Raw genomic sequence first — 22086 nt, 5'->3', positions numbered from 1 at the left:
CGGGGGATCTATGGCAAAGCACGGTGAACATGGATCGGGAAATCTCGTCTGCTCCTTTTGCGGTAAGAGTCAGGACGAGGTCCGCAAGCTGATCGCCGGTCCGACTGTTTACATCTGCGATGAATGCATCGATCTATGCAATGACATCATCGCTGAAGAGTGCGATCACGATGAAAATCTCAGCTCGTCGTCGAACGTGCCCAAACCCGCCGAAATCAAACGGGTCCTCGACCAGTATGTGATCGGCCAAGAGCGCGCCAAGAAGATCTTGGCGGTGGCGGTGCATAACCATTATAAGCGTATCGACAGCCAGATGGTTACCGGCGATGTCGAACTGCAGAAAAGCAATATTCTTATGCTCGGCCCGACCGGTTCGGGCAAAACCCTTTTAGCGCAGACTCTGGCGCGCTTTCTCCAAGTGCCTTTCACTATTGCCGATGCAACCAGCTTGACCGAAGCCGGTTACGTCGGTGAAGACGTCGAAAATATTATTCTCAATCTACTCCAAGCCGCCGATTACGACGTCGAGAAGGCCCAACGGGGCATCGTTTATATCGATGAGATCGACAAGATATCGCGTAAATCTGACAATCCGTCGATCACCCGCGATGTCTCCGGCGAAGGCGTGCAACAGGCGCTGCTCAAGATCATCGAAGGCACCATGGCCAGCGTACCGCCCAAAGGTGGGAGAAAGCATCCGCAGCAAGAGTTTTTGCAAGTGGATACCACCAACATTTTATTTATCTGTGGTGGCGCGTTCGTCGGCCTTGATGATATCATTCGTAAGCGGACCGGACGAAAACGCATGGGTTTTGGCGGGCAACTCGAAGATAAGGACGGCAGACTGTCGAGCGATTTGCTGCACGGGGTGCAGACCGAGGATTTGTTGAAGTTCGGTCTGATTCCGGAATTTATCGGCCGCTTGCCGGTGATCGCCACGTTGGACGAATTGGATGAGTCAGCGCTAGTGCGCATTTTGAAAGAGCCGAAAAATGCTTTGACCAAACAGTACTCGAAGCTATTCGATATGGAATCCGTGCACCTGAAATTCACTGAAGAAGCGCTGCGGGCGATCGCTCGCGATGCCATGAAGCGAAAGTCGGGAGCCCGGGGATTACGTGCGATCATGGAAAATATCATGTTGGATACCATGTACGACATGCCGTCGCAGCCGAATACCAAAGAAGTGGTGATTACCGAAGACGTCGTGGAAAAACATGAACCTCCAATCGTCGTTTACACCAAGGCCGCGGAGAGCGCTTAGGAGGGATAATGCTGTTTCGGAATGAAAAAAAAGACGACAAGGACCCAACATCCGGTATGACATGCGTACCACTGCTGCCGCTACGGGATATTATCGTATTTCCGCACATGGTCGTGCCGCTGTTCGTCGGCCGGCAACGATCCATCAAGGCGCTTGAGGAAGCGACTCAGAAGCAGAGTTTGATTTTCTTGTCATCCCAGAAAGATGCCAAGACTAACGAGCCTGCCGAGGACGATATTTATAAGATCGGCACCTTGGGTTCGGTGGTGCAGATGCTCAAGCTCCCAGACGGCACCGTGAAGGTTCTCATCGAAGGTAAGAAGCGCGCCAAGGTCGTGCGTTTTGTCGCTAATCCGGATTTTTTCTTGGTGGAAGTGGAAGACGCCCCGGAACAGGTTGAGCGCAATACCGAGATCGACGCTTTGGTGCGCGAGGTGCACACGACTTTCGAGAACTACGTCAAGCTCAAGAAGAGAATTCCACCCGAGATGGTGATGTCGGTGTCTTCCATCGACGACCCGGCAAGATTGGCCGACACCATTGTGGCTCATCTTGGTATCAAACTCGACGACCGACAAAATTTGCTCGAGACTTTTAACGCTGCCGAGCGTTTGGAAAAAGTGCTCGGCCACATGCGCGCTGAGATTGAAATCCTCGAAGTCGAGCGGCGCATTCGCTCGCGGGTGAAAAAGCAGATGGAGCGCTCGCAGAAAGAATACTACCTGAACGAGCAGATGCGCGCGATTCAGAAAGAGCTCGGAGAAAAAGACGAGTTCAAGAACGAGATTCAAGAGATCGAAGATAAGCTCAAGCAAAAAAAGCTTTCCGCCGAAGCCAAAGACAAGGTGGAAAAAGAGCTCAAGAAACTAAAGATGATGTCGCCCATGTCGGCGGAAGCTACCGTGGTGCGGAACTATATCGACTGGATCGTCAGTCTGCCCTGGAATGAAAGCACCGATGACAAGCTCGACATCAACGAGGCGGAGCGGGTTCTTGATGAAGATCATTACGGCTTGGAAAAGGTCAAAGAACGCATTCTCGAATATCTCGCAGTGCAGAGTTTAGTCGGCAAGATCAAGGGGCCGATTCTCTGTCTAGTGGGTCCTCCAGGCGTCGGCAAAACGTCTTTAGGCCGTTCCATTGCCCGTTCCACGGGAAGAAAATTTATTCGAGTTTCTCTCGGCGGCGTGCGCGATGAGGCCGAGATCCGTGGGCACCGGCGCACCTATATCGGTGCCATGCCGGGGAAAATCATTCAATCGATGAAAAAAGCCGGCTCGTGTAATCCGGTGTTCCTGATGGACGAGATCGACAAGATGTCGACGGATTTTCGTGGCGACCCATCGTCGGCGTTGCTCGAAGTTCTCGACCCGGAGCAGAATACTTCTTTCAATGATCATTATCTCGATCTTGATTTCGACCTGTCGAAGGTGATGTTCATCACCACCGCCAACTCGTTGGATCGAATTCCACGGCCGTTGCAGGATCGTATGGAGATCATCCGGATCGCCGGTTACACGGAACTGGAAAAACTCAGCATCGCAAAAAAATACCTATTGGAAAAGCAGAAGGAGGCCAACGGTCTCACACCGGAGAACTTGGCTTTCACCGACAACGCGCTGCTCGGCGTCATCCGTCATTACACCAAGGAAGCTGGGGTGCGTAATCTCGAGCGCGAACTCGCTTCCATCTGCCGTAAAGTTGCGGTTGAAGTCGTGCGCAAAGACCGCAATGCCAAGATCCAAGTCGGCACCAAGGGACTGAACAAGTATCTCGGCCCGAACAAGTATCGCTACGGCAAGGCGGACACCGAAGTAAAGATCGGTGTCACCACAGGCCTGGCGTGGACCGAGATGGGCGGTGAATTGTTGGCCACCGAAGTCACCGTCATGCCGGGTAAAGGCCAGTTGATCATTACTGGAAAACTCGGCGACGTGATGCAAGAGTCGGCGCGCGCGGCGATGAGCTACGTGCGTTCGCGTGCAGTGGAATTAGGCCTCGACAAGGATTTCTATCAGAATGTCGATGTTCACATCCACGTGCCGGAAGGTGCGATTCCTAAGGATGGTCCGTCCGCGGGTATCACCATGGCGACATCGCTCGTTTCCGCTCTGTTGAAGGTTCCGGTGCACAACGATTTGGCGATGACGGGTGAAATTACATTGCGCGGAAACGTGTTGCCGATCGGTGGGCTCAAAGAGAAAATCTTGGCCGCCCATCGCGCCGGCATCAAAAAAGTGTTGATTCCCTCGGAAAATGAAAAAGACATCGAGGAGATTCCCGCGGTGGTGCTCAAGGCCGTGGAGCTTGAACTGGTTTCCCACGTCGACCAAGTTTTGAAGAAAGCGCTCATACTCGACCACCCAGAGAACTTGTTTAAAAATGCGCCGGTCGAAATTCGCGCGAAAGACGATGCACCGGCGTTCGGAGAAAAGGTCGAGAATGCTCCTGCGTCCGAAATTCTCCCTCAATAGCTTCCAAAATTGAACTAAAACGGTGCCGGGTGGTTTGACACCCGGCATACGTGCTGTTATAACAGCCCCTTGCACGGGCAGGGCTGTTAGTTCGTTGCTGTTGGGACACCGATTCAAGAAAAAATTAGCTCGCTTCGCTAGCGCGTAAGTCCCTCTGGTTTTAGGACTTAATTTTTCACCAAGTCACGACGATCGCGTGCCGATTTAAACCACGGCTACGAGATTGATCATGTTCATCTTTAGTGAAAAAATCGAGTGGGCGGTTTTAGTCGCGGGCGGTTAGCTCAGCGGGAGAGCATCGGCCTTACAAGCCGGGGGTCACAGGTTCAATCCCTGTACCGCCCACCAAACGAGTGCGCGAGGAACAAATATCGGGGTCGTAGTTCAGTCGGTTAGAACGCCGGCCTGTCACGCCGGAGGTCGCGAGTTCGAGTCTCGTCGGCCCCGCCATTTTCCTCGTGCCGCATTGAAACGCAGAATTAGTGAGCGGAGATAGCAGATGACAAAAGAGGAAGCACTGACCCAGCGACAGTGGCATGTGATCGATGCCCGAGGAAAAATCCTCGGCCGCATGGCCACGCAGATCGCCAATGTTTTGCGCGGCAAGCATAAACCGATCTTTACGCCCAACCAAGATGCCGGCGACTTCGTCATCGTTATCAATGCGCGAGAAATCAAGCTCACTGGCGCCAAGTTGGATCAAAAAATTTATTACCGGCACAGCGAATATCCCGGCGGTATGCGGGAACGGACAGCGGCGCAAATGCTCGACGAGAAGCCCGAAGATCTGGTAACGTTGGCGGTCAAAGGCATGTTGCCGAAAAATCGCTTGAGCCGAAAGCTGATTACCAAACTCAAAGTTTACCCCGGTCCTGAGCATCCTCACGATGCCCAGAAACCACAACCCTTGGCGGTCCAAGCGTAGGAGTACCGATTCGATGGCGGACAAAGTATTTACAGCGACCGGACGCAGAAAAACTTCCGTCGCGCGGGTGTTCTTGAGGGCAGGTAAGGGCCGAATCACGATCAACGATCGCACGTTGCAAGAGTACTTCGGCCGTGAGACGGCACGCATGATCGTCATGCAGCCATTCGACCTGACCCAAACCGCGGGTAGCCTAGACATCGATGTCAATGTCACCGGCGGCGGCAACTCAGGCCAAGCCGGCGCGATCCGCCATGGTATTACCCGGGCGTTGATGCTGCTCAACGGCGATTTTCGTGGCGCGCTGAAGAAAGCCGGTTTTGTCACCCGCGATCCGCGCGCCGTTGAACGCAAGAAATACGGCCGCCATAAAGCCCGCAAACGTCCGCAGTATTCCAAGCGTTAGTTTGCTGGGAAGTTTCGCACCAGTCTTTACTTCACTATTGTTGGTTTTCGAAACTCGGCACGGTCGTAAGATCGTTGCCGAGTTTTTTTATCTACTGAAATAGTCAGACAGTATTTGTCGGATTCGCAGCCCTCAGCTCGCCGTTCCGCGGCTATTCTTCCGCGGTAAAAAAATACAAACCGATCAGGGCGAAAATCGCATTGGGGATCCAGCCCGCGGCCCAGGCCGGCAAAGCGCCGCCATGGCCCATGGAAATACAGAATGCCGACAATACCCAATAGCCGAATCCGATCAGCATCGCGATGCCGAAGCTGAGCGAGATATTGCCGCTTAACTGACGCTTGAGTGCGAATGGCACGGCGAGCAAAACCATTAAGGGAGAGATCAACGGGAAGGCTAATTTTGTCTGCAAGTCGACTTCATAAAAGGTCGTCTGGATCCCCTTGCTTTTCATGTCAGCGATTTGTTTTTGCAGATCGAAGTAAGTGAACTCTTCGGCGTCGCGTGCGAGTAATTTCAGATCGCTGGGAGTTTCAGTAATTGGCAAGGCGATGTGGGTGTCGCGCGGGTTCATTTTGCCGTCGGCGCGCAACTGCCACTCGACAGCCGGACCCGTTTGCCATCTGTCTCCCGTCCAGCGAGCCCCGGGAATCTCCACGATGGCGCTTAGGCCGAAGTCGCGATTGAGGCGAAACAGTAAGATGTCGTCGAGGGTGCCGTTGCGAGAATCGAACCGGTTGATATTGATAAAGCTGCCTTCGCCGCGTATCCAAATGTCGTCGGTGCCTAACAAGCTCTGTTGCTGTTTCTTTTTAATCTCGCTGCGGTAAATCGTCTGCGCCCGTTGGGCGAAAACCGGCACTAGGGTTTCATTCCAAACAAAGCTGAAGCCGCAGACTAGCATCGCTAACAAAATCAACGGCAGCGCCATGCGTTGCACGCTGATGCCGCTCGATCTAATAGCGGTGGTTTCGTAGGTGCGCGACAGCGTGCCGAGACTGAATAATGTGGCAAACAGTGTCGCGAAACCGATGACGCGAGAAATTAACAGCGGCGCCTTGTAAAAAAAATAGCGCAGCACGGTGAAGATCGGCGCGCCGGATTCGAGCAGCGTCGCGATGCGATCGAAAAAGTCGACGGTGACGTAAAGTGAGGTGATGATCGCCAAGCTGAGCAGAAATATCCGTAGGAATCCCGCCGCCAAGTAACGGTCGAGGATGCAGCCGACGGGCAGAAAAATGATCCGGTTTCTAAGCTCATTCATAGCTGGGGGCTCTTTCCCTTGTGTCTTAGTCGGTCAATCCATTGGGTCGCGCGCGCGATACCTTGGTCGATGATCCCGGGTAGGGCGAGGGGTGATTCACGCACCGCCTTGCGAAAAAAATGCAGTGATGTGGCGCCGACGACTAGATTGGGCAACCAGAGTGCCGGCAGTGGATGCAGAATATTTTTTTCGCCGAGCGCTTTACCGAGGGACAACAGCGCGTAGTAAGCCATCAGCCACAATAGGCAGAGCATGAAACCCCAAGAACGGTTGGCGCGCGATTGGCGTGGCAACAGGGTTAACGAAACACCGAGTAAACAGAAGATCATTGGCACGAAGCCGAACGCGATACGCTGATGCAATTCCATTCGTTCGGCGATGTCTTTGGCGCCCTGTCGCTGTTTTGCCGCGATCGCCGCGAGCAGGATGTTGAGCGGCAACTCTTTCGGTCCAGCTTCTTTTTGCCGCACGGTGCCGACCAACTCGTCGAGGTCAAACTTGAAATCATAGATATTGAAGCGTGTCTGGCTAAAACCTGGACGATTCTTCTCGCGTGTATAGATCGAGCCGTCGAAGAGTCTCAGCCCTAAGGTGTTGGACTCTTCATCGGTGCTAATGATCGCGACTTTACTGAGGATGATGTCTTCGCGTACTTTGTCGCGTTTGTCGACGATCAAGATGCCCTGGCCGGTGATCCCCGGCGGCTTGAGTTCTTCGAGATAAATGAGAATCTTGGGAAAATCGTCGTTGAAGACTTTTTCTTTGAGCGCCGAACTGACGCGGGTCTTGGCGATTGTATAGAGTTCTTTTTTCAGCGCAAAATTCGCCGCCGGCCGGGCGAACAGAGTTAAAAAGAGCGTGATCAACGAAATCGCCAGAGCTAGTATCGAGATCGGCCAAAGGATTTGCATTGGGCTCACTCCCGAGGCTTTCATGGCGAGCAGCTCTTGGTCGTTGGACAAACGGCCCAGCCCCAACAGGATCGCCAGGAGAAATGACATGGGGACCGTCATCTCTAAAAACGTCGGCAAAATAAGTGAGAAAAGTTTGACAACTTGAAAAAACGGTACGCCCCGGGTAACCACCAGCTCAATGAGCTTGAGGATTCGCGCAATCAATAAAATTAGCGTAAAAGCGAAGAGACCCAAGAAAAATGGCGGCAAAACTTCGGCGATGAGATATCGAAACAGTGTCTTTCGCTTCACGGTGCGGGCATGTTAGCTGTTGGTTCATTCATTGTAAAATCAATCGATCAAGTGAGCGATGAATCAGCCCATGGCAACCGACTATAACATTATTTTTGGCATCAATCCGATCTTGGAGAAACTCAGAGCATCGAGCTGCGATATTCTGGAGATTCTCATTGCCGATGGTGCCGGGCGGACACCACCGCGCGAGATTTCCCAGGAAGCGGCTCGGCTTGGCGTGACCTTGGTGCACGTGCATCCTAAATCGCTTGACCGCTTGGTCGGCGGTCAAAGACACCAAGGTGTCGTCGCGCGAGTGGAAGCTTATGCTTACCTACCGTTCGACCAATTGCTGAAGGAGGTTGCCGCATCATCTGCAGCCGGCCGGATCCTGATTCTCGATGGGATCACCGATCCAAGAAACTTCGGCGCGCTCCTACGAACCGCCGAAGCCGTGCAGGTCTCCCATGTCATTATTCCCAAAGATCGCTCCGTCGGTGTTACTCCTGTGGTGACGAAAGCATCGGCAGGGGCGGTGCATCATGTCAAAATCTCCAAGGTGACCAATTTGCGCCGTGCTATCGCAGAACTCAAAGAGCATGGTTTTTGGACCGTCGGCCTTGCCGGCGGCAATACGGAAACGATTTACGACCGGGTTTATCCAGAGCGTTTGGCGATCGTTTTGGGCAGCGAGGGAACGGGGGTCCGTCCGGTGAACTTGCGAGAATGCGACTTCGCGGCCTCGATCCCTATGCTTGGCAAGATCGAATCCCTCAATGTCGCGGTGGCGGGAGCGGTCTTTTTGTATGAACTTTTGCGCCAAGATCGAAGCGTTGACAAGCACTTGCCTAACAGATATTAGATCAGGATCGACGTTGTTACGAAATTTGACGAGTAAGCACCCTAACTGTTGACATGTTCTGCTCAAGGTGGTTTAAGTACCTGTTTACAAAAGGGGTAAGCTGTCCTTGTGCCGCCGTTTGCCTTATACGGTAAAGGCCCAACTTTTTTAATTGGTAAAAAACGTCAGTAGGTTTTCCGGCTGCCGATTCAGTGGCGACTTCGCAGGTTTGGCGCTCGCGCAAGATGCGCTGAGCGTGACAAAAGGTGATGTGGAGTAAGCTGGCGTAGCTCAATGGTAGAGCAGCTGATTTGTAATCAGCAGGTTGTAGGTTCAAGTCCTATCGCCAGCTCCAGTCCTATTAACCTGGAGCATGGCTGTATGGGACTTAGAGCCGTTTATTTTTGGGTGAAGGAGTTTGGGAGAGGTACCCGAGTGGCCAAAGGGAGCAGACTGTAAATCTGCCGGCGATGCCTTCGAAGGTTCGAATCCTTCCCTCTCCACCAATTTTGCGGGAATAGCTCAGTTGGTAGAGCGCAAGCCTTCCAAGCTTGGGGTCGCGGGTTCGAGCCCCGTTTCCCGCTCCATTTTCGCCGAGGGCTGATGGCGTTTAGCAAATGGCCGCTGGGGGGAGTACCGGAATCGGTCAGCCATTTGCTGTCGGTCATCGACTGATGTGCCCAGGTAGCTCAGTCGGTAGAGCACGTCCTTGGTAAGGACGAGGTCAGCGGTTCGATCCCGCTCCTGGGCTTATTCGCAATGGGTTTACGTAAATGGGGATGGCAAGAGTTTCTCAGAAGTGACTGGTAAATCAATTAGGAGGACGAGATGAGCAAACAGAAGTTTGAGCGTAAAAAACCACATCTTAACATCGGTACGATCGGTCACGTCGACCATGGCAAGACTACCTTGACCGCGGCGATCACCAAGGTGTTGGCGAAGACAGGAAAAGCGACGTTCCTGGCCTACGATCAGATCGACAAGGCGCCTGAAGAAAGAGAACGCGGCGTCACGATTAACATCGCTCACGTCGAGTATGAGACCGACAAACGCCATTACGCTCACGTCGACTGTCCCGGCCATGCGGATTACATTAAGAACATGATCACCGGAGCCGCGCAGATGGATGGAGCGATTCTAGTCGTCTCTGCCGCTGACGGACCCATGCCGCAAACGCGGGAGCATATCCTGTTAGCGCGTCAAGTCGGAGTTCCGGCTATCGTTGTTTTTCTCAACAAAGCGGACATGGTCGACGATAAGGAGCTTCTGGAACTTGTCGAGTTGGAGGTGCGGGAGCTGCTATCCAAGTATAAATTTCCAGGCGATGACACGCCGATCGTTATCGGCAGTGCGCTAAAGGCATTGGAGGGCGACACCTCTGAAATGGGCGAAGGCGCTATTCTAAAGCTTTTGGAGGCCGTGGATTCCTATATTCAAGAGCCGACTCGAGATATCGACAGGCCCTTCATTATGCCGGTCGAAGACGTCTTTACGATTAGTGGTCGTGGCACAGTCGTTACCGGGCGTGTTGAGCGGGGAATCGTTAAGGTTGGCGAAGAAATAGAGATTGTCGGTTTCAAGGCAACCCAGAAGACCGTCGCAACAGGTGTTGAGATGTTCCGCAAACTTTTGGATGAAGGGCGGGCCGGCGACAATATCGGTGTTCTGCTCCGAGGAACGAAGCGCGAGGAAGTGGAGCGGGGACAGGTTTTAGCCAAACCGGGAAGCATTACGCCGCACACGAAATTTAATGCTGAGGCCTACGTTCTCACCAAAGAGGAAGGCGGGCGGCACACCCCATTCTTTAACGGTTACCGGCCGCAGTTTTATTTCCGAACCACCGACGTGACTGGCGTCGTGAAACTGCCAGAAGGAACGGAGATGATTATGCCTGGGGACAACATCAACGTGGAAATCGAGCTGATCACGCCGGTTGCCATGGATGACGGGTTAAAGTTCGCTATCCGGGAAGGCGGCCGCACCGTTGGCGCGGGCGTGGTGACGAAGATCGTCCAATAAATTGACTGTGCGCAACGGAGGTTGTTGCCATGCGGGAACTCATCGGATTTGCTTGCGACAAGTGTAAACGCAAGAATTACACGTCGTCTAAAAATCGGAAAACCACCACCGAAAAATTATCGCTCAAGAAGTTTTGCGCTTCGTGCCGAGCCCACACCCTGCATCGTGAGGTAAAAGTCTAGAGAGATTCAGGGGTCAGTAGCTCTAATTGGTAGAGCGCCGGACTCCAAATCCGGATGTTGCAGGTTCGAGTCCTGCCTGACCCGCCATCTCATTGACTTGAAGTATTCATGGGCGACTGGATTCAAAAATTGCAGGATGGGGTTCGGGATTTGACCGAATTCGTTCTGGAATCCTGGCAGGAGTTACAGAAGGTCTACTGGCCGACGCGTAAGGAAACCTACGCAGCGACGGCGGTAGTTATTATCGTCGTAATTTTAATTTCAATTTATTTGGCTGGGGTCGATTTCGTTTTAACCAAAGCCATTCAGGCCATGCTCGGCTAACCCTAAAGGTACCTCTTCTTATGGCGAAACAGTGGTACATCGTTCATACCTTTTCGGGTTATGAACAAAAGGCGAAGGCGGCGCTTGAAGAGCGGATCAAATCACTCGGCAAGCAGGAGTACTTTTCCGAAGTTATGGTGCCGGTGGAAAAGGTCGTCGAGCTGGTCAAGGGCAAGAAGAAGACTTCCACGCGGAAGTTTTTTCCCGGTTACATTCTCGTTCAGATGGAGTTGAACGATGACACTTGGCATGTGGTCAAAGAAACCCCTAAGGTGACCGGTTTCGTCGGTGGCAGTACCAATCCGCCGCCGGTTACCGACGACGAAGTGCGGGCGATCACCCAGCAAATGGAGGAAGGTGCGGTCAAGCCCAAACCGCGGGTTTTGTTTTCGGTGGGCGAGAACGTCAAGGTGGTCGATGGGCCGTTCGCCGATTTCAACGGCGTGGTCGAAGACGTGAAACCGGAAAAGGGCAAGCTGCGCGTGCTGATCAGTATTTTTGGCCGGGCCACGCCCGTCGAGCTGGAGTTCGTCCAGGTCGAACGGAACTAATTACAAGGATCGAGAAAAATGGCTAAGAAAGTAATCGGCGAAATCAAGTTGCAAATTCCCGCGGGTCAAGCGAATCCGAGCCCGCCGGTGGGTCCGGCGCTGGGCCAACGCGGCGTCAACATCATGGAATTTTGCAAGACCTTCAACGCCGCGACGCAAGCCCAGATGGGCATGATTACGCCGGTGATTATCACGGTTTATGCCGACCGCTCGTTTAGTTTCGTCACCAAGACGCCGCCCGCTTCGATCCTATTGAAGAAAGCTGCCGGCTTGGAAAAAGGTTCCAAGGAGCCGGGTAAAATTAAAGCAGGTAAAGTAACCCGTGCCCAGGTGCGTCAGATCGCCGAATTGAAATTTAAAGATTTGACCGCTAAAGATCTCGCTGCCGCAGAAAAGTCTGTGGAAGGCACGGCTCGCAGCCTGGGCTTGGACATCGAAGGCTAGAATTAATATTTTGTCGCTTCGCAGTTGAGGTAAGCCATGAGTGGAAATGGAAAAACGTACCGCGCCGCTTTGGAAAAGATCGACCGCAATCAGCGCTATCTGTTGGAAGATAGCCTAGCCTTGGTGAAGCAAACCGCCAGGGCTAAGTTCGACGAGACCGTTGAATTGGCGATCCGTTTGGGCGTCGATCCACGTCAGGCGGATCAAAACATCCGTGGCACCGTCAGCTTGCCCCACGGCATGGGTAAAACCGTTCGCGTCTTGGCTTTCGCCAAGGGCGATAAAGAAAAAGAGGCCCAAGAAGCGGGCGCCGATTTCGTCGGCAGCGACGATTTGATTAAGAAAATCAGCGAAGGTTGGTTCGACTTCGATAAAGCGGTGGCGACGCCTGACATGATGGCAGCGGTGGGCCGTATCGGTAAAATTCTCGGACCGCGCGGCCTGATGCCCAATCCGAAAACCGGCACAGTCTCACTGGACATCGGCAAAGCGGTTAGAGAAATCAAAGCCGGCAAGTTGGAGTTCCGAGTCGACAAGGCGGGCATCGTTCATGTGCCGGTGGGTAAGGCGTCCTTTGGCGCGGAGCAATTGATCGACAACGCCAAGGCGGTGTTGATGACGATCCTGCGCGCCAAGCCCGCATCGGCCAAGGGCAACTATGTCAAAGGCGTGACGGTTGCTACAACCATGGGTCCCGGCATCAAGATCGATTTGGCCCAGGTTCGCGCCATGGCCGCGTAAGCGATTAATAATTGAAACTAGTAGCAGAGCGGATTTAAGTTTGGGAGATAGCATGTCGGAAACGCAAGCAGCTCGGGCCGGACATAGTGAAAAGGCCGAAACGGTCGCGGCGATTCATCGGGTTTTGCAGAAGGCCAAGATGGCGATCGTCACCGAATATCGTGGTCTGACGTTAGCGCAGATGACCAAGCTACGGCGCGAAATCCGCGAAGCCTCGGGCGAGTATCAAGTCATCAAGAACACCTTGGCCGAGCGCGCCCTCGAAGGCACCACCTTCGGCAACCTGGAGCAACTGCTCCAAGGGCCCAACGGTTGGGCCTTCGCCTATGAAGATCCGGTGATGTTGTCCAAAGCGTTGATCAAGTTTTCCGACGACAACGACAAGCTGCAAATCAAGGGCGGTGTGTTCGAAGGTCAGTTCATGGATCGCGCCGGGGTTAAGGCGCTGTCGCAAATGCCGAGCAAGCCGGAGATTCAAGCGCGCTTGTTGGCGACCATCAATGCGCCGGCGATCCAATTGCTACGCACCCTTCAAGAACCGGGCGCGCAGATGGTGCGTTTGCTCGAATCGTTACGCAAGACTAAAGGCGAATAACCAGCATATTCACGGTATCAATCTAAAGGGGGATAGTTATGGAAGGCGTATCAAAAGAACAGGTTAAAGATTTCATCAAGAACATGACCTTGATGGATGCGGCGGCTCTGGTGAAAGAGCTCGAAGAAGAGTTAGGCGTTAGCGCGGCGGCACCGGTTGCGGCAGCAGCAGCGGCTGGACCGGCGGCGGCAGCGGCGGAAGAAAAGACTGAGTTCAACGTCATTCTCACCGAAGTGGGCGAGAAGAAGATTCAGGTCATTAAGGTTGTCCGTGAGCTCACCGGCCTCGGTTTGAAAGAGGCCAAGGATCTTGTCGATGGCGCGCCCAAGCCGGTTAAAGAAGCGATACCCAAAGCGGAAGCCGAAACGATCAAGAAGAAGCTCGAAGAGCAGGGCGCGAAAGTCGAAATCAAGTAGGTCTCTCGCAGTGGTGCTTCCCGTTGATTTTTCAATGTTGGATTGTCGGCCGCTAGTTCGGGAGAGGAGAACGCATGGCATTTCAAGTTGCCAATAACTTACGATTTCGCCGTAGTTTTGGGAGGATCCGAAAGATCATCGATCTTCCCTATTTGATTGAAATTCAAAAAAACTCTTACGACCTCTTCTTGCAGAAAGATGCCCTGCCGACGGAACGGCAGAACATGGGGCTGCAGGAAGTGTTCAAGTCGGTTTTCCCGATCAAGGACTTTAACGAGACCGCTTCGTTGGAATTCGTCAGCTTCGCCTTGAGCGAGCCCAAGTATGACGTCGAGGAATGCCATCAACGTGGCATGACCTTCGCCGCGCCGTTGAAAGTCACGGTGCAACTAGTGTTGTGGGATGTCGATCAGCAGACCGGCTCGCGCAGCATCAAGAACGTCAAGGAGCAGGAAGTTTACTTTGGCGAGATTCCGCTGATGACCGTCAACGGCACGTTCATGGTCAACGGCACCGAGCGCGTCATCGTTAGCCAGTTGCACCGTTCGCCGGGGGTATTTTTCGAACACGACAAGGGCAAGACGCACGCCAGCGGCAAGCTGCTCTATTCGTCACGGATCATTCCCTATCGCGGCTCCTGGGTCGATCTAGAATTCGATCCCCGCGATATTATCTATGTCCGCATCGATCGGCGCCGGAAATTTCACGCCACCGTATTGCTGCGGGCTTTGGGCATGACGCCGGAAGACTTGCTCAATTATTATTACAAGACCGACACCATCGTGTTCGACGGCCGCAAGCCGGCGCTGGTGTTCAATCCCAATCATTTGTTCGGCGCCAAGGTGAGCGCCGATGTGCGCGATCCCAAGTCCAACGACATCATCGTCAAGGAAGGCAAGAAGTTTACTCGGCCGGTGCTGCGTCAGATGGAAACGGCCAAGCTCAAACATGTGCCCATCGCTTTGGAAGATGTCCTCGGCCGGGTCGCCGCCCATGACATCGTCGAGCCCGGGACAAAGACCGTGCTGCTCGAATGCAATCACGAGATCACCCAAGAGAAGCTCGATCTGATTCGCGACAAAGGCATTCATCAGATCGAAGTGCTGTTCATCGACGATTCCAGCATCGGTCCCTATCTGCGCAACACGTTGCTGCAGGACCGCATCAAATCCCCCCAAGATGCGATTATGGAGATCTACCGGCGCCTTCGTCCGGGCGATCCGCCGACGGTGGATTCTTCAACCAACTTTTTTAATAACTTATTTTTCAACTCGGACCGCTACGATCTGTCGAAGGTCGGCCGCTTGAAGCTCAATCATCGCTTGAAGCTCAACGTGCCGCTGGAACAGGGGACGCTGCGCAAAGAAGACATCCTCGAAGTCGTCCGTTACTTGATGGAACTCAAGAACGGCAACGGTTCGGTGGATGACATCGACCATCTCGGCAACCGCCGGGTGCGCGCGGTGGGCGAGTTGGTGGAGAATCATTTTCGCGTCGGCCTGGTGCGCATGGAGCGGGCGATCAAAGAAAAGATGAGCCTGCAAGACATCGAAACTTTGATGCCGCAGGAATTGATCAACTACAAACCTGTATCGGCAGCGTTAAAAGAGTTTTTCGGCTCCAGTCAGTTGTCGCAGTTCATGGATCAGACCAATCCGCTGTCGGAAATCACCCACAAGCGGCGCCTGTCGGCCCTCGGTCCCGGCGGTTTGACTCGCGAGCGCGCCGGCTTCGAAGTGCGCGACGTGCATCCGACCCATTACGGCCGGGTTTGCCCGATCGAAACGCCGGAAGGTCCGAACATCGGTTTGATCGCGTCGTTGACGACCTATGCTCGGGTCAACGATTTCGGTTTCATCGAAACGCCCTATCGCGAAGTGGAAAATGGCCGGGTCACCGACCGTATTCGTTACCTGTCGGCGCTCGAAGAAGAAGATCACGTGATCGCCCAGGCCAATGCCCCCATCGATAACCGCGGCCATTTCGATATCGATCTGATTTCCTCGCGCAAAGGCGGCGAGTTCATCATGGCGCGGCCCGAAGAAGTCAACTTCATGGACGTGTCGCCGAACCAATTGGTGAGCGTGGCGGCGTCGCTGATTCCGTTTCTCGAAAACGACGACGCTAACCGCGCCTTGATGGGTTCCAACATGCAGCGCCAAGCGGTGCCGCTGTTGCGCACCGAGGCGCCCTTTGTCGGTACCGGCATGGAGAAAGTCGTCGCACGCGACTCCGGCGTCACCGTGGTGGCGCGGCGCGATGGCGTGATCGAAAGCGTCGATTCCACGCGCATCGTCGTCAAGGCGGACAAGACTTCCGGCCCGCGCGATACCGGCGTCGATATTTACAATCTGGTCAAATACCAACGTTCGAATCAAAACACCTGCATCAACCAACGGCCGATCGTCGTCGTTGGCGACCAAGTCAAAGCCGGCGATGTCATCGCCGACGGCCCGTCGACGGAGATGGGCGAGCTCGCCCTGGGCCGCAATGTGGTGGTCGCGCTGATGCCTTGGGGCGGTTACAATTTTGAAGACTCGATTTTGATCAACGAGCGGGTGGTCAAAGAAGATATCTACACTTCGATTCACATCGAAGAGTTCGAGTGCGTGTCGCGCGACACCAAGCTCGGGCCCGAGGAAATCACCCGCGACATTCCCAACGTCGGCGACGAAGCGCTCACCGATCTCGATGAAAGCGGTATCATTCGCATCGGCGCGGAAGTGCGGCCGGGTCACATTCTCGTCGGTAAGATTACCCCTAAAGGCGAGACCCAGCTGTCGCCCGAAGAAAAACTCCTGCGGGCGATCTTCGGCGAAAAAGCCGGCGAAGTGCGCGACACTTCGTTGCGCGTGCCGCCGGGTGTCGAAGGCACGGTCATCAACGTGCGGATTTTCTCGCGCAAAGGTTTGAGCAAGGACGACCGTAGCCGGACTATCGAGGATGAGGAAGTCACGCGGCTGAGAAAAGATCAGCATGACGAAGTGCGCATTCTCCAAGAGGGCGCGCTCAGGCGGCTGAAAAAATTGCTCGCCGGCCGGCGCTTGGCCAATCGCATCAGCGACGACAGCCGCAAGGTGCTGTTCAACAAGGGCCAGGAGTTGACCGAAGAAGATATCGATCAGTTGCCGATGTCTTACTGGAGCGAGATCCGCGTCGACAACGAGTCGGTGGAGAACGAACTCAACCGGATCATCGAAAGCACCACGACGCAGGTCAATCTGATCAAGCGTGCCTTCGATGACAAAATCGAAAAGCTCAAAGGCGGCGACGAACTGCCGCCCGGTGTGATCAAGATGGTCAAAGTCTTCGTCGCCATCAAGCGCAAGCTGCAAGTGGGCGACAAGATGGCCGGCCGTCACGGCAACAAGGGCGTGATCTCGCGCATTTTGCCCGAAGAAGATATGCCTTACTTGGATGACGGTACGCCGGTCGACGTGGTGCTCAACCCACTCGGCGTTCCCTCGCGTATGAACGTCGGGCAAATTCTCGAAGCCCATCTGGGCTGGGCGGCACTCAGTCTCGGTCGTCAGATCGACGAGATGATGCGCAGCCAAAAAGGCGACAACGACGCCCTGCGGCGGCGGCTGAAAGAATATTTAAATACCCGCGAAGCCAACGAGTTGATCGATGGCGCCAAGGATTCGGAGATTCTCAAACTCGCCGAGAAGTACCGCGACGGCGTGCGCTTCGCGTCGCCGGTTTTCGACGGCGCGGCGGAAGAAGAGATTTTCAACTTGCTGCGCAAGGCGGGTCTGCCGGCGAGCGGACAGGTGACGCTCCATGACGGCAGAACCGGCGAACCTTTCGACGGTAAAGTTACCGTTGGCGTCATGTACATCATGAAGCTGCATCATTTGGTCGACGATAAGATTCACGCCCGTTCCACGGGTCCCTACTCTTTAGTCACCCAACAACCGTTGGGGGGCAAGGCGCAGTTCGGCGGCCAGCGTTTGGGCGAGATGGAAGTCTGGGCGCTTGAGGCCTACGGTGCGGCGTATACGTTGCAAGAAATGCTCACCGTGAAGTCGGATGACGTCGTCGGCCGCACGCGCATGTACGAGGCGATTGTCAAAGGCGAACACTTGCTCGAACCTGGGCTTCCTGAGTCGTTCAACGTGATGGTCAAGGAACTGCAAAGTTTGTGTCTTGACGTCGAGCTCGTCGAAGAGAAGTAGGTAACCCCAGAGAGGCTGTGGCGCTCTAACCGGAGGTGATCCTTAGTATGGAAGATCTATTCAATTTATTCGAGAAACCGAAGAACCCCGTTGTTTTCAACGCGATCAAAGTGTCGGTCGCTTCGCCGGACAAGATCCGTTCTTGGTCCCACGGCGAAGTCAAAAAACCCGAGACGATCAATTACCGAACCTTCAAGCCGGAGCGCGACGGTTTGTTCTGCGCGAAGATTTTCGGCCCGACCAAGGATTACGAATGTAACTGCGGCAAGTACAAGCGCATGCGCCATCGCGGCGTGGTCTGCGAGAAGTGCGGCGTCGAAGTCATTCAATCGAAAGTCCGGCGCGAACGCATGGGCCACATCGAGTTGGCTACGCCGGTGGTGCATATTTGGTTTCTCAAGAGTCTGCCGAGCCGTATCGGTGCCTTGCTCGACATGTCGCTCAAGGAAATTGAAAAGGTTCTCTATTTCGAGTCCTACATCGTCATCGATCCCGGCGAAACTCCGTTAGCTTATAAAGAACTGTTGACCGAAACCCGCTACCGCAAGGCGGTGGAAGAGTACGGCCCCAAGTTTATCGCCGAGATGGGTGCCGAAGCGGTGCGCAAACTGCTCAAGGCGATCGACGTGGTCAAACTTTCCGAAGATCTGCGCCAAGATCTGCGCGATGCCAATTCGGAAGTGCGCCGCAAAAAGATGGCCAAGCGCTTGAAAGTTTTGAGCGCCTTTAGAAATTCCGGTAACCGCCCCGAGTGGATGGTTCTGGAAGTCATTCCCGTCATTCCACCCGATCTCCGACCGCTGGTGCCGCTTGACGGCGGTCGTTTTGCGACTTCCGATTTGAACGATCTTTACCGCCGCGTTATCAACCGTAACAACCGGCTCAAGCGGCTGATGGAGTTGAGCGCGCCGGACATGATCATCCGCAACGAGAAGCGCATGCTTCAAGAAGCGGTGGATGCGCTGTTCGACAACGGCCGGCGCGGCCGGGCGATCACCGGACAAAACCGCCGCCCGTTAAAATCCTTGAGCGATATGCTCAAGGGTAAGACCGGCCGATTCCGCCAGAACTTGCTCGGCAAGCGTGTCGATTATTCCGGCCGTTCGGTTATCGTCGTCGGTCCCGAGCTACGGCTGCACCAATGCGGTTTACCGAAGAAGATGGCCATTGAGCTGTTCAAGCCGTTTATTTACAACAAGCTCGAAGAACGCGGCCATGTGACGACGATCAAAAGCGCCAAAAAGATGGTCGAACGCGAGCTGCCGGAAGTTTGGGATATTCTCGACGAAGTGATCCGCGAACATCCGATCCTGCTCAACCGCGCGCCGACTCTGCATCGTCTCGGCATTCAAGCCTTCGAGCCGATTTTGATCGAAGGTAAGGCGATTCAACTTCATCCGTTGGTCTGCGCCGCCTACAACGCCGATTTCGACGGCGATCAAATGGCCGTTCATGTGCCGCTCTCCGTCGAGGCCCAGGTGGAAGCGCGCGCGCTGATGATGTCGACCAACAACATTCTATCACCCGCCAACGGCAAGCCGATCATCGTGCCGACTCAAGACATCGTCTTGGGGCTTTACTACATGACCCGAGATCGGCTCAATGCCAAAGGCAGCGGCCGGATTTTCAGCAGCCCCGTCGAAGTGAACATCGCCTACGATCAGGGCGAAGTCGACTTGCAGGCGCCGGTGACGGTGCGCATCGACGGCGAGCGCATTGAAACCACCGTCGGCCGGGTTCTGCTTTACGATGTGGTTCCCGAAGTCATTCCGTTTAAAGAAGTTAATCGGGTGATGAAGAAAAAAGAATTGGCTAACTTGATCGACGTCAGTTACCGGCTTGCCGGCAATAAGGCGACGGTCATTCTTGCCGACCGTTTGAAAGACATGGGTTATCGCAACGCCACCAAGGCGGGTATTTCGATTTCGATCAAGGACATGTTGATTCCGCCGAGCAAGGAGACCTTGCTCAAGACCGCCCATGACGATGTGCGTGAAATCGAAGAGCAGTACAAGAACGGTCTGATCACCGACGGCGAACGTTATAACAAGGTCGTCGATATCTGGGCCGAAGCGACCGACCGCATCGCCGACGATATGTTGCGCGATCTAGGCACGGAAAAAATCTCCGATGGCAAAGGTCACGAGATTTCGGTGCCGAGCTTCAATCCAATTTTCATGATGGCTGACTCGGGCGCCCGTGGTAGCGCGCAGCAGATTCGCCAGTTGGCCGGCATGCGCGGTCTGATGGCGAAGCCCTCCGGCGAAATCATCGAGACTCCGATCACGGCGAATTTCCGTGAAGGTTTGACGGTGTTGCAATATTTCATCTCCACTCACGGCGCCCGTAAGGGTCTCGCCGACACGGCGCTTAAAACCGCCAATTCCGGTTATTTGACACGCCGCTTGGTCGACGTCGCCCAGGATGCGGTAATCGGCGATCACGATTGCGGCACCATGGACGGCATCGAAATTACCCCGCTCATGGAAGGCGGCGAGATTATCGAGCCGCTGGGCGACCGCGTGCTCGGCCGCGTCGCGCTGGAAGATGTCGTCGATCCGTTTACTGGCGAGGTCATCGTCAAAGCCAACCAGGGCATCGACGAAGAGTTGGTGCAACGCATCGAAGATTCCGGCTTGGAGCGCATCAAGATCCGCTCGGTGTTGACCTGTGCGTCGCGCCGCGGCGTTTGCATCATGTGCTATGGCCGCGATCTCGGCCGCGGTCACATGATCAACATGGGCGAGGCGGTGGGCGTCATCGCCGCTCAATCGATCGGCGAACCGGGCACACAGCTGACCATGCGCACCTTCCACATCGGTGGCACCGCCAGCCGGCGCGCCGAACAGACGACTTTGGAATCGCGCAACGAGGGCTTCATTAAGTTTATCAACGTTAATACCGTCGCCAACAAAGCCGGCGATCAGGTGGTGATGAACCGCAACGGCGAAGTCGCCATCGTCGACTATCCTGAGGGCGAGAAGGGCCGTGTGCGCGAGCGCGAACGGTATCCGGTGGTGTACGGCGCTAAATTCAAAAAGAAAGATGGCGCGCGAATCAAGGCGGGCGACCTGTTGGCGGAATGGGATCCCTACACGATTCCGATTCTCACCGAGGTCAGCGGCGTGGTCCGCTTCGGCGACGTGATCGAAGCGATCACCATGGAAGAACGGGTCGACGAGCGCACCGGCCTCTCGACCAAAGTCATCATCGACTCGAAAGATATCGACAAGCGGCCGAGGATATCGATCAAGGATGTCGGCGGCCAGACCACCCGGTTGGCGAGCCACGCGGAGGCGCGTTATCTGCTGCCGGTGGGCGCCCATATCAACGTTCAAGACGGCCAGTCGGTTTTTGCCGGCGACGCCTTAGCCAAGATGCCTCGCGAAACCACCAAGACCAAGGATATCACCGGCGGTTTGCCGCGCGTGGCCGAGCTGTTCGAAGCGCGCAAGCCCAAGGAGTTCGCCGTCATTAGCGAAATCGACGGCGTGATTTCCTTCGGCAAAGACACCAAGGGCAAACGCAAAGTCTTGGTCACGCCGGAGGTCGGCGAAGTTCGGGAATATTTGATTCCCAAGGGCAAACATATCAGCGTGCACGACGGCGATCGAATTCGCGCCGGTGAAGCGTTGATGGATGGTTCGTCCAATCCCCATGACATTCTCAACATCCTGGGTGAAAAGGCTCTGGCGAAATACTTAGTCGATGAAGTCCAGGAGATTTACCGCCTCCAGGGTGTGCGTATCAACGACAAGCACATCGAAGTGATCGTGCGCCAAATGCTGCGCCGGGTGCGCATCAAAGAGGTCGGCGATACCGAATTTTTGGTCGGCGACCAGGTCGAAAAGTGGCGCTTCGAAGAAGAAAATCAGAAAGCCATCGGCGAGCACGGCAAACCGGCCGTGGCCGAGGCGCTCTTACTCGGTATCACCAAGGCGTCGCTGTCGACGGAAAGCTTTATCTCGGCGGCTTCTTTCCAAGAAACCACCAAGGTGCTTACCGAAGCGGCGATCCACGGCAAGGTCGATATGCTCTGCGGCCTAAAGGAAAACGTCATTATGGGCCGGCTGATTCCCGCAGGCACTGGGGTGGCCCGCTACGCCAAACCGGACATCGAAATCGATGAACCGGAAGGGCCGGGCGGTGATATATCTGAAGCCGTCGGCGCATGAGCTTTGACATAGGATTAATTATTTGTTAGTAAAAGGATTTTCTTGGGAATGTTTTAGTACGTAACTGCTCCCCAGAATCCAAGACAACATCGCGAACGAG

At 54.6% G+C, this 22086-nt stretch carries 17 protein-coding genes and 7 tRNA genes; 22 read left to right on the top strand and 2 right to left on the bottom strand.

The window, feature by feature from the left end:
• Positions 1–10: 10 nt before the first annotated feature.
• From clpX to EXR70_03295, 6 genes are all read left to right on the top strand, one after another.
• Entirely contained in the window at positions 11–1264 is a 1254-nt protein-coding gene (clpX, locus tag EXR70_03320; GenBank protein MSP37507.1) for an ATP-dependent Clp protease ATP-binding subunit ClpX, read from the top strand.
• An 8-nt stretch (positions 1265–1272) separates the two neighbouring features.
• Positions 1273–3738, top strand: a complete 2466-nt coding sequence (locus EXR70_03315; protein MSP37506.1) for an endopeptidase La — start codon at positions 1273–1275, stop codon at positions 3736–3738.
• 273 nt (positions 3739–4011) lie between these two features.
• Positions 4012–4086 (top strand) — tRNA-Val (locus tag EXR70_03310).
• 25 nt (positions 4087–4111) lie between these two features.
• Positions 4112–4188, top strand: a tRNA-Asp gene (locus EXR70_03305).
• Positions 4189–4237: 49 nt separating this feature from the next.
• Positions 4238–4663, top strand: coding sequence for a 50S ribosomal protein L13 (locus tag EXR70_03300; protein MSP37505.1), 426 nt, complete (start codon positions 4238–4240; stop codon positions 4661–4663).
• Between the two features lie 13 nt (positions 4664–4676).
• Positions 4677–5069, top strand: coding sequence for a 30S ribosomal protein S9 (locus tag EXR70_03295; GenBank protein MSP37504.1), 393 nt, complete (start codon positions 4677–4679; stop codon positions 5067–5069).
• A 151-nt stretch (positions 5070–5220) separates the two neighbouring features.
• Here EXR70_03295 and lptG read toward each other — a convergent pair whose 3' ends face one another.
• Both lptG and lptF read right to left on the bottom strand, forming a co-directional pair.
• On the bottom strand, positions 5221–6333 hold the full coding sequence (gene lptG, locus EXR70_03290) for an LPS export ABC transporter permease LptG (protein ID MSP37503.1): 1113 nt from the start codon (positions 6331–6333) through the stop codon (positions 5221–5223).
• On the bottom strand, positions 6330–7538 hold the full coding sequence (gene lptF / locus EXR70_03285; GenBank protein MSP37502.1) for an LPS export ABC transporter permease LptF: 1209 nt from the start codon (positions 7536–7538) through the stop codon (positions 6330–6332). The genes lptG and lptF overlap by 4 nt, the downstream gene beginning before the upstream one ends.
• Positions 7539–7596: 58 nt before the next feature.
• Between lptF and rlmB the strand changes: the two genes are divergently transcribed.
• From rlmB to rpoC, 16 genes are all read left to right on the top strand, one after another.
• Positions 7597–8382, top strand: coding sequence for a 23S rRNA (guanosine(2251)-2'-O)-methyltransferase RlmB (rlmB, locus tag EXR70_03280; GenBank protein ID MSP37501.1), 786 nt, complete (start codon positions 7597–7599; stop codon positions 8380–8382).
• Between the two features lie 259 nt (positions 8383–8641).
• Positions 8642–8716: transfer RNA gene (locus tag EXR70_03275), tRNA-Thr, on the top strand.
• A gap of 66 nt (positions 8717–8782) precedes the next feature.
• Positions 8783–8867: transfer RNA gene (locus EXR70_03270), tRNA-Tyr, on the top strand.
• A 5-nt stretch (positions 8868–8872) separates the two neighbouring features.
• Positions 8873–8948, top strand: a tRNA-Gly gene (locus EXR70_03265).
• A gap of 91 nt (positions 8949–9039) precedes the next feature.
• Positions 9040–9112, top strand: a tRNA-Thr gene (locus EXR70_03260).
• Between the two features lie 77 nt (positions 9113–9189).
• Complete coding sequence (tuf, locus tag EXR70_03255; protein ID MSP37500.1) at positions 9190–10380, top strand: elongation factor Tu; 1191 nt, start codon at positions 9190–9192, stop codon at positions 10378–10380.
• 29 nt (positions 10381–10409) lie between these two features.
• Positions 10410–10562 carry a 50S ribosomal protein L33 gene (rpmG, locus tag EXR70_03250; GenBank protein MSP37499.1) on the top strand — a complete coding sequence of 51 codons (153 nt, stop codon included), beginning with the start codon at positions 10410–10412 and terminating at the stop codon, positions 10560–10562.
• Positions 10563–10572: 10 nt separating this feature from the next.
• Positions 10573–10649 (top strand) — tRNA-Trp (locus EXR70_03245).
• Between the two features lie 21 nt (positions 10650–10670).
• Positions 10671–10886: a preprotein translocase subunit SecE gene (secE, locus tag EXR70_03240; protein MSP37498.1), complete on the top strand. Its 216-nt coding sequence runs from the start codon at positions 10671–10673 to the stop codon at positions 10884–10886.
• Between the two features lie 20 nt (positions 10887–10906).
• Positions 10907–11437 carry a transcription termination/antitermination protein NusG gene (nusG, locus tag EXR70_03235; GenBank protein MSP37497.1) on the top strand — a complete coding sequence of 177 codons (531 nt, stop codon included), beginning with the start codon at positions 10907–10909 and terminating at the stop codon, positions 11435–11437.
• A gap of 18 nt (positions 11438–11455) precedes the next feature.
• Positions 11456–11881, top strand: coding sequence for a 50S ribosomal protein L11 (gene rplK, locus EXR70_03230; GenBank protein ID MSP37496.1), 426 nt, complete (start codon positions 11456–11458; stop codon positions 11879–11881).
• 36 nt (positions 11882–11917) lie between these two features.
• Positions 11918–12622: a 50S ribosomal protein L1 gene (locus EXR70_03225; protein ID MSP37495.1), complete on the top strand. Its 705-nt coding sequence runs from the start codon at positions 11918–11920 to the stop codon at positions 12620–12622.
• Between the two features lie 52 nt (positions 12623–12674).
• Positions 12675–13217, top strand: coding sequence for a 50S ribosomal protein L10 (locus EXR70_03220; GenBank protein MSP37494.1), 543 nt, complete (start codon positions 12675–12677; stop codon positions 13215–13217).
• A gap of 38 nt (positions 13218–13255) precedes the next feature.
• Complete coding sequence (locus EXR70_03215) at positions 13256–13633, top strand: 50S ribosomal protein L7/L12 (GenBank protein MSP37493.1); 378 nt, start codon at positions 13256–13258, stop codon at positions 13631–13633.
• A gap of 74 nt (positions 13634–13707) precedes the next feature.
• Entirely contained in the window at positions 13708–17811 is a 4104-nt protein-coding gene (gene rpoB / locus EXR70_03210; GenBank protein MSP37492.1) for a DNA-directed RNA polymerase subunit beta, read from the top strand.
• A gap of 47 nt (positions 17812–17858) precedes the next feature.
• On the top strand, positions 17859–21986 hold the full coding sequence (rpoC, locus tag EXR70_03205) for a DNA-directed RNA polymerase subunit beta' (GenBank protein ID MSP37491.1): 4128 nt from the start codon (positions 17859–17861) through the stop codon (positions 21984–21986).
• Positions 21987–22086: the final 100 nt, after the last annotated feature.

Source organism: Deltaproteobacteria bacterium (assembly GCA_009692615.1).
Lineage (GTDB): Bacteria > Desulfobacterota > Binatia > UBA9968 > UBA9968 > DP-20.
Note: the sequence above shows the minus strand (reverse complement) of the source record. Positions and strands in the feature narration are given on the sequence as shown.

Bases quoted from the DNA above. Each gene is read 5' to 3' on its own strand.
- clpX (MSP37507.1), top strand. From the start codon at position 11: ATGGCAAAGCACGGTGAACATGGATCGGGAAATCTCGTCTGCTCCTTT.
- EXR70_03315 (MSP37506.1), top strand. From the start codon at position 1,273: ATGCTGTTTCGGAATGAAAAAAAAGACGACAAGGACCCAACATCCGGT.
- EXR70_03300 (MSP37505.1), top strand. From the start codon at position 4,238: ATGACAAAAGAGGAAGCACTGACCCAGCGACAGTGGCATGTGATCGAT.
- EXR70_03295 (MSP37504.1), top strand. From the start codon at position 4,677: ATGGCGGACAAAGTATTTACAGCGACCGGACGCAGAAAAACTTCCGTC.
- lptG (MSP37503.1), bottom strand. From the start codon at position 6,333: ATGAATGAGCTTAGAAACCGGATCATTTTTCTGCCCGTCGGCTGCATC.
- rlmB (MSP37501.1), top strand. From the start codon at position 7,597: ATGAATCAGCCCATGGCAACCGACTATAACATTATTTTTGGCATCAAT.
- tuf (MSP37500.1), top strand. From the start codon at position 9,190: ATGAGCAAACAGAAGTTTGAGCGTAAAAAACCACATCTTAACATCGGT.
- rpmG (MSP37499.1), top strand. From the start codon at position 10,410: ATGCGGGAACTCATCGGATTTGCTTGCGACAAGTGTAAACGCAAGAAT.
- secE (MSP37498.1), top strand. From the start codon at position 10,671: ATGGGCGACTGGATTCAAAAATTGCAGGATGGGGTTCGGGATTTGACC.
- nusG (MSP37497.1), top strand. From the start codon at position 10,907: ATGGCGAAACAGTGGTACATCGTTCATACCTTTTCGGGTTATGAACAA.
- rplK (MSP37496.1), top strand. From the start codon at position 11,456: ATGGCTAAGAAAGTAATCGGCGAAATCAAGTTGCAAATTCCCGCGGGT.
- EXR70_03225 (MSP37495.1), top strand. From the start codon at position 11,918: ATGAGTGGAAATGGAAAAACGTACCGCGCCGCTTTGGAAAAGATCGAC.
- EXR70_03220 (MSP37494.1), top strand. From the start codon at position 12,675: ATGTCGGAAACGCAAGCAGCTCGGGCCGGACATAGTGAAAAGGCCGAA.
- EXR70_03215 (MSP37493.1), top strand. From the start codon at position 13,256: ATGGAAGGCGTATCAAAAGAACAGGTTAAAGATTTCATCAAGAACATG.
- rpoB (MSP37492.1), top strand. From the start codon at position 13,708: ATGGCATTTCAAGTTGCCAATAACTTACGATTTCGCCGTAGTTTTGGG.
- rpoC (MSP37491.1), top strand. From the start codon at position 17,859: ATGGAAGATCTATTCAATTTATTCGAGAAACCGAAGAACCCCGTTGTT.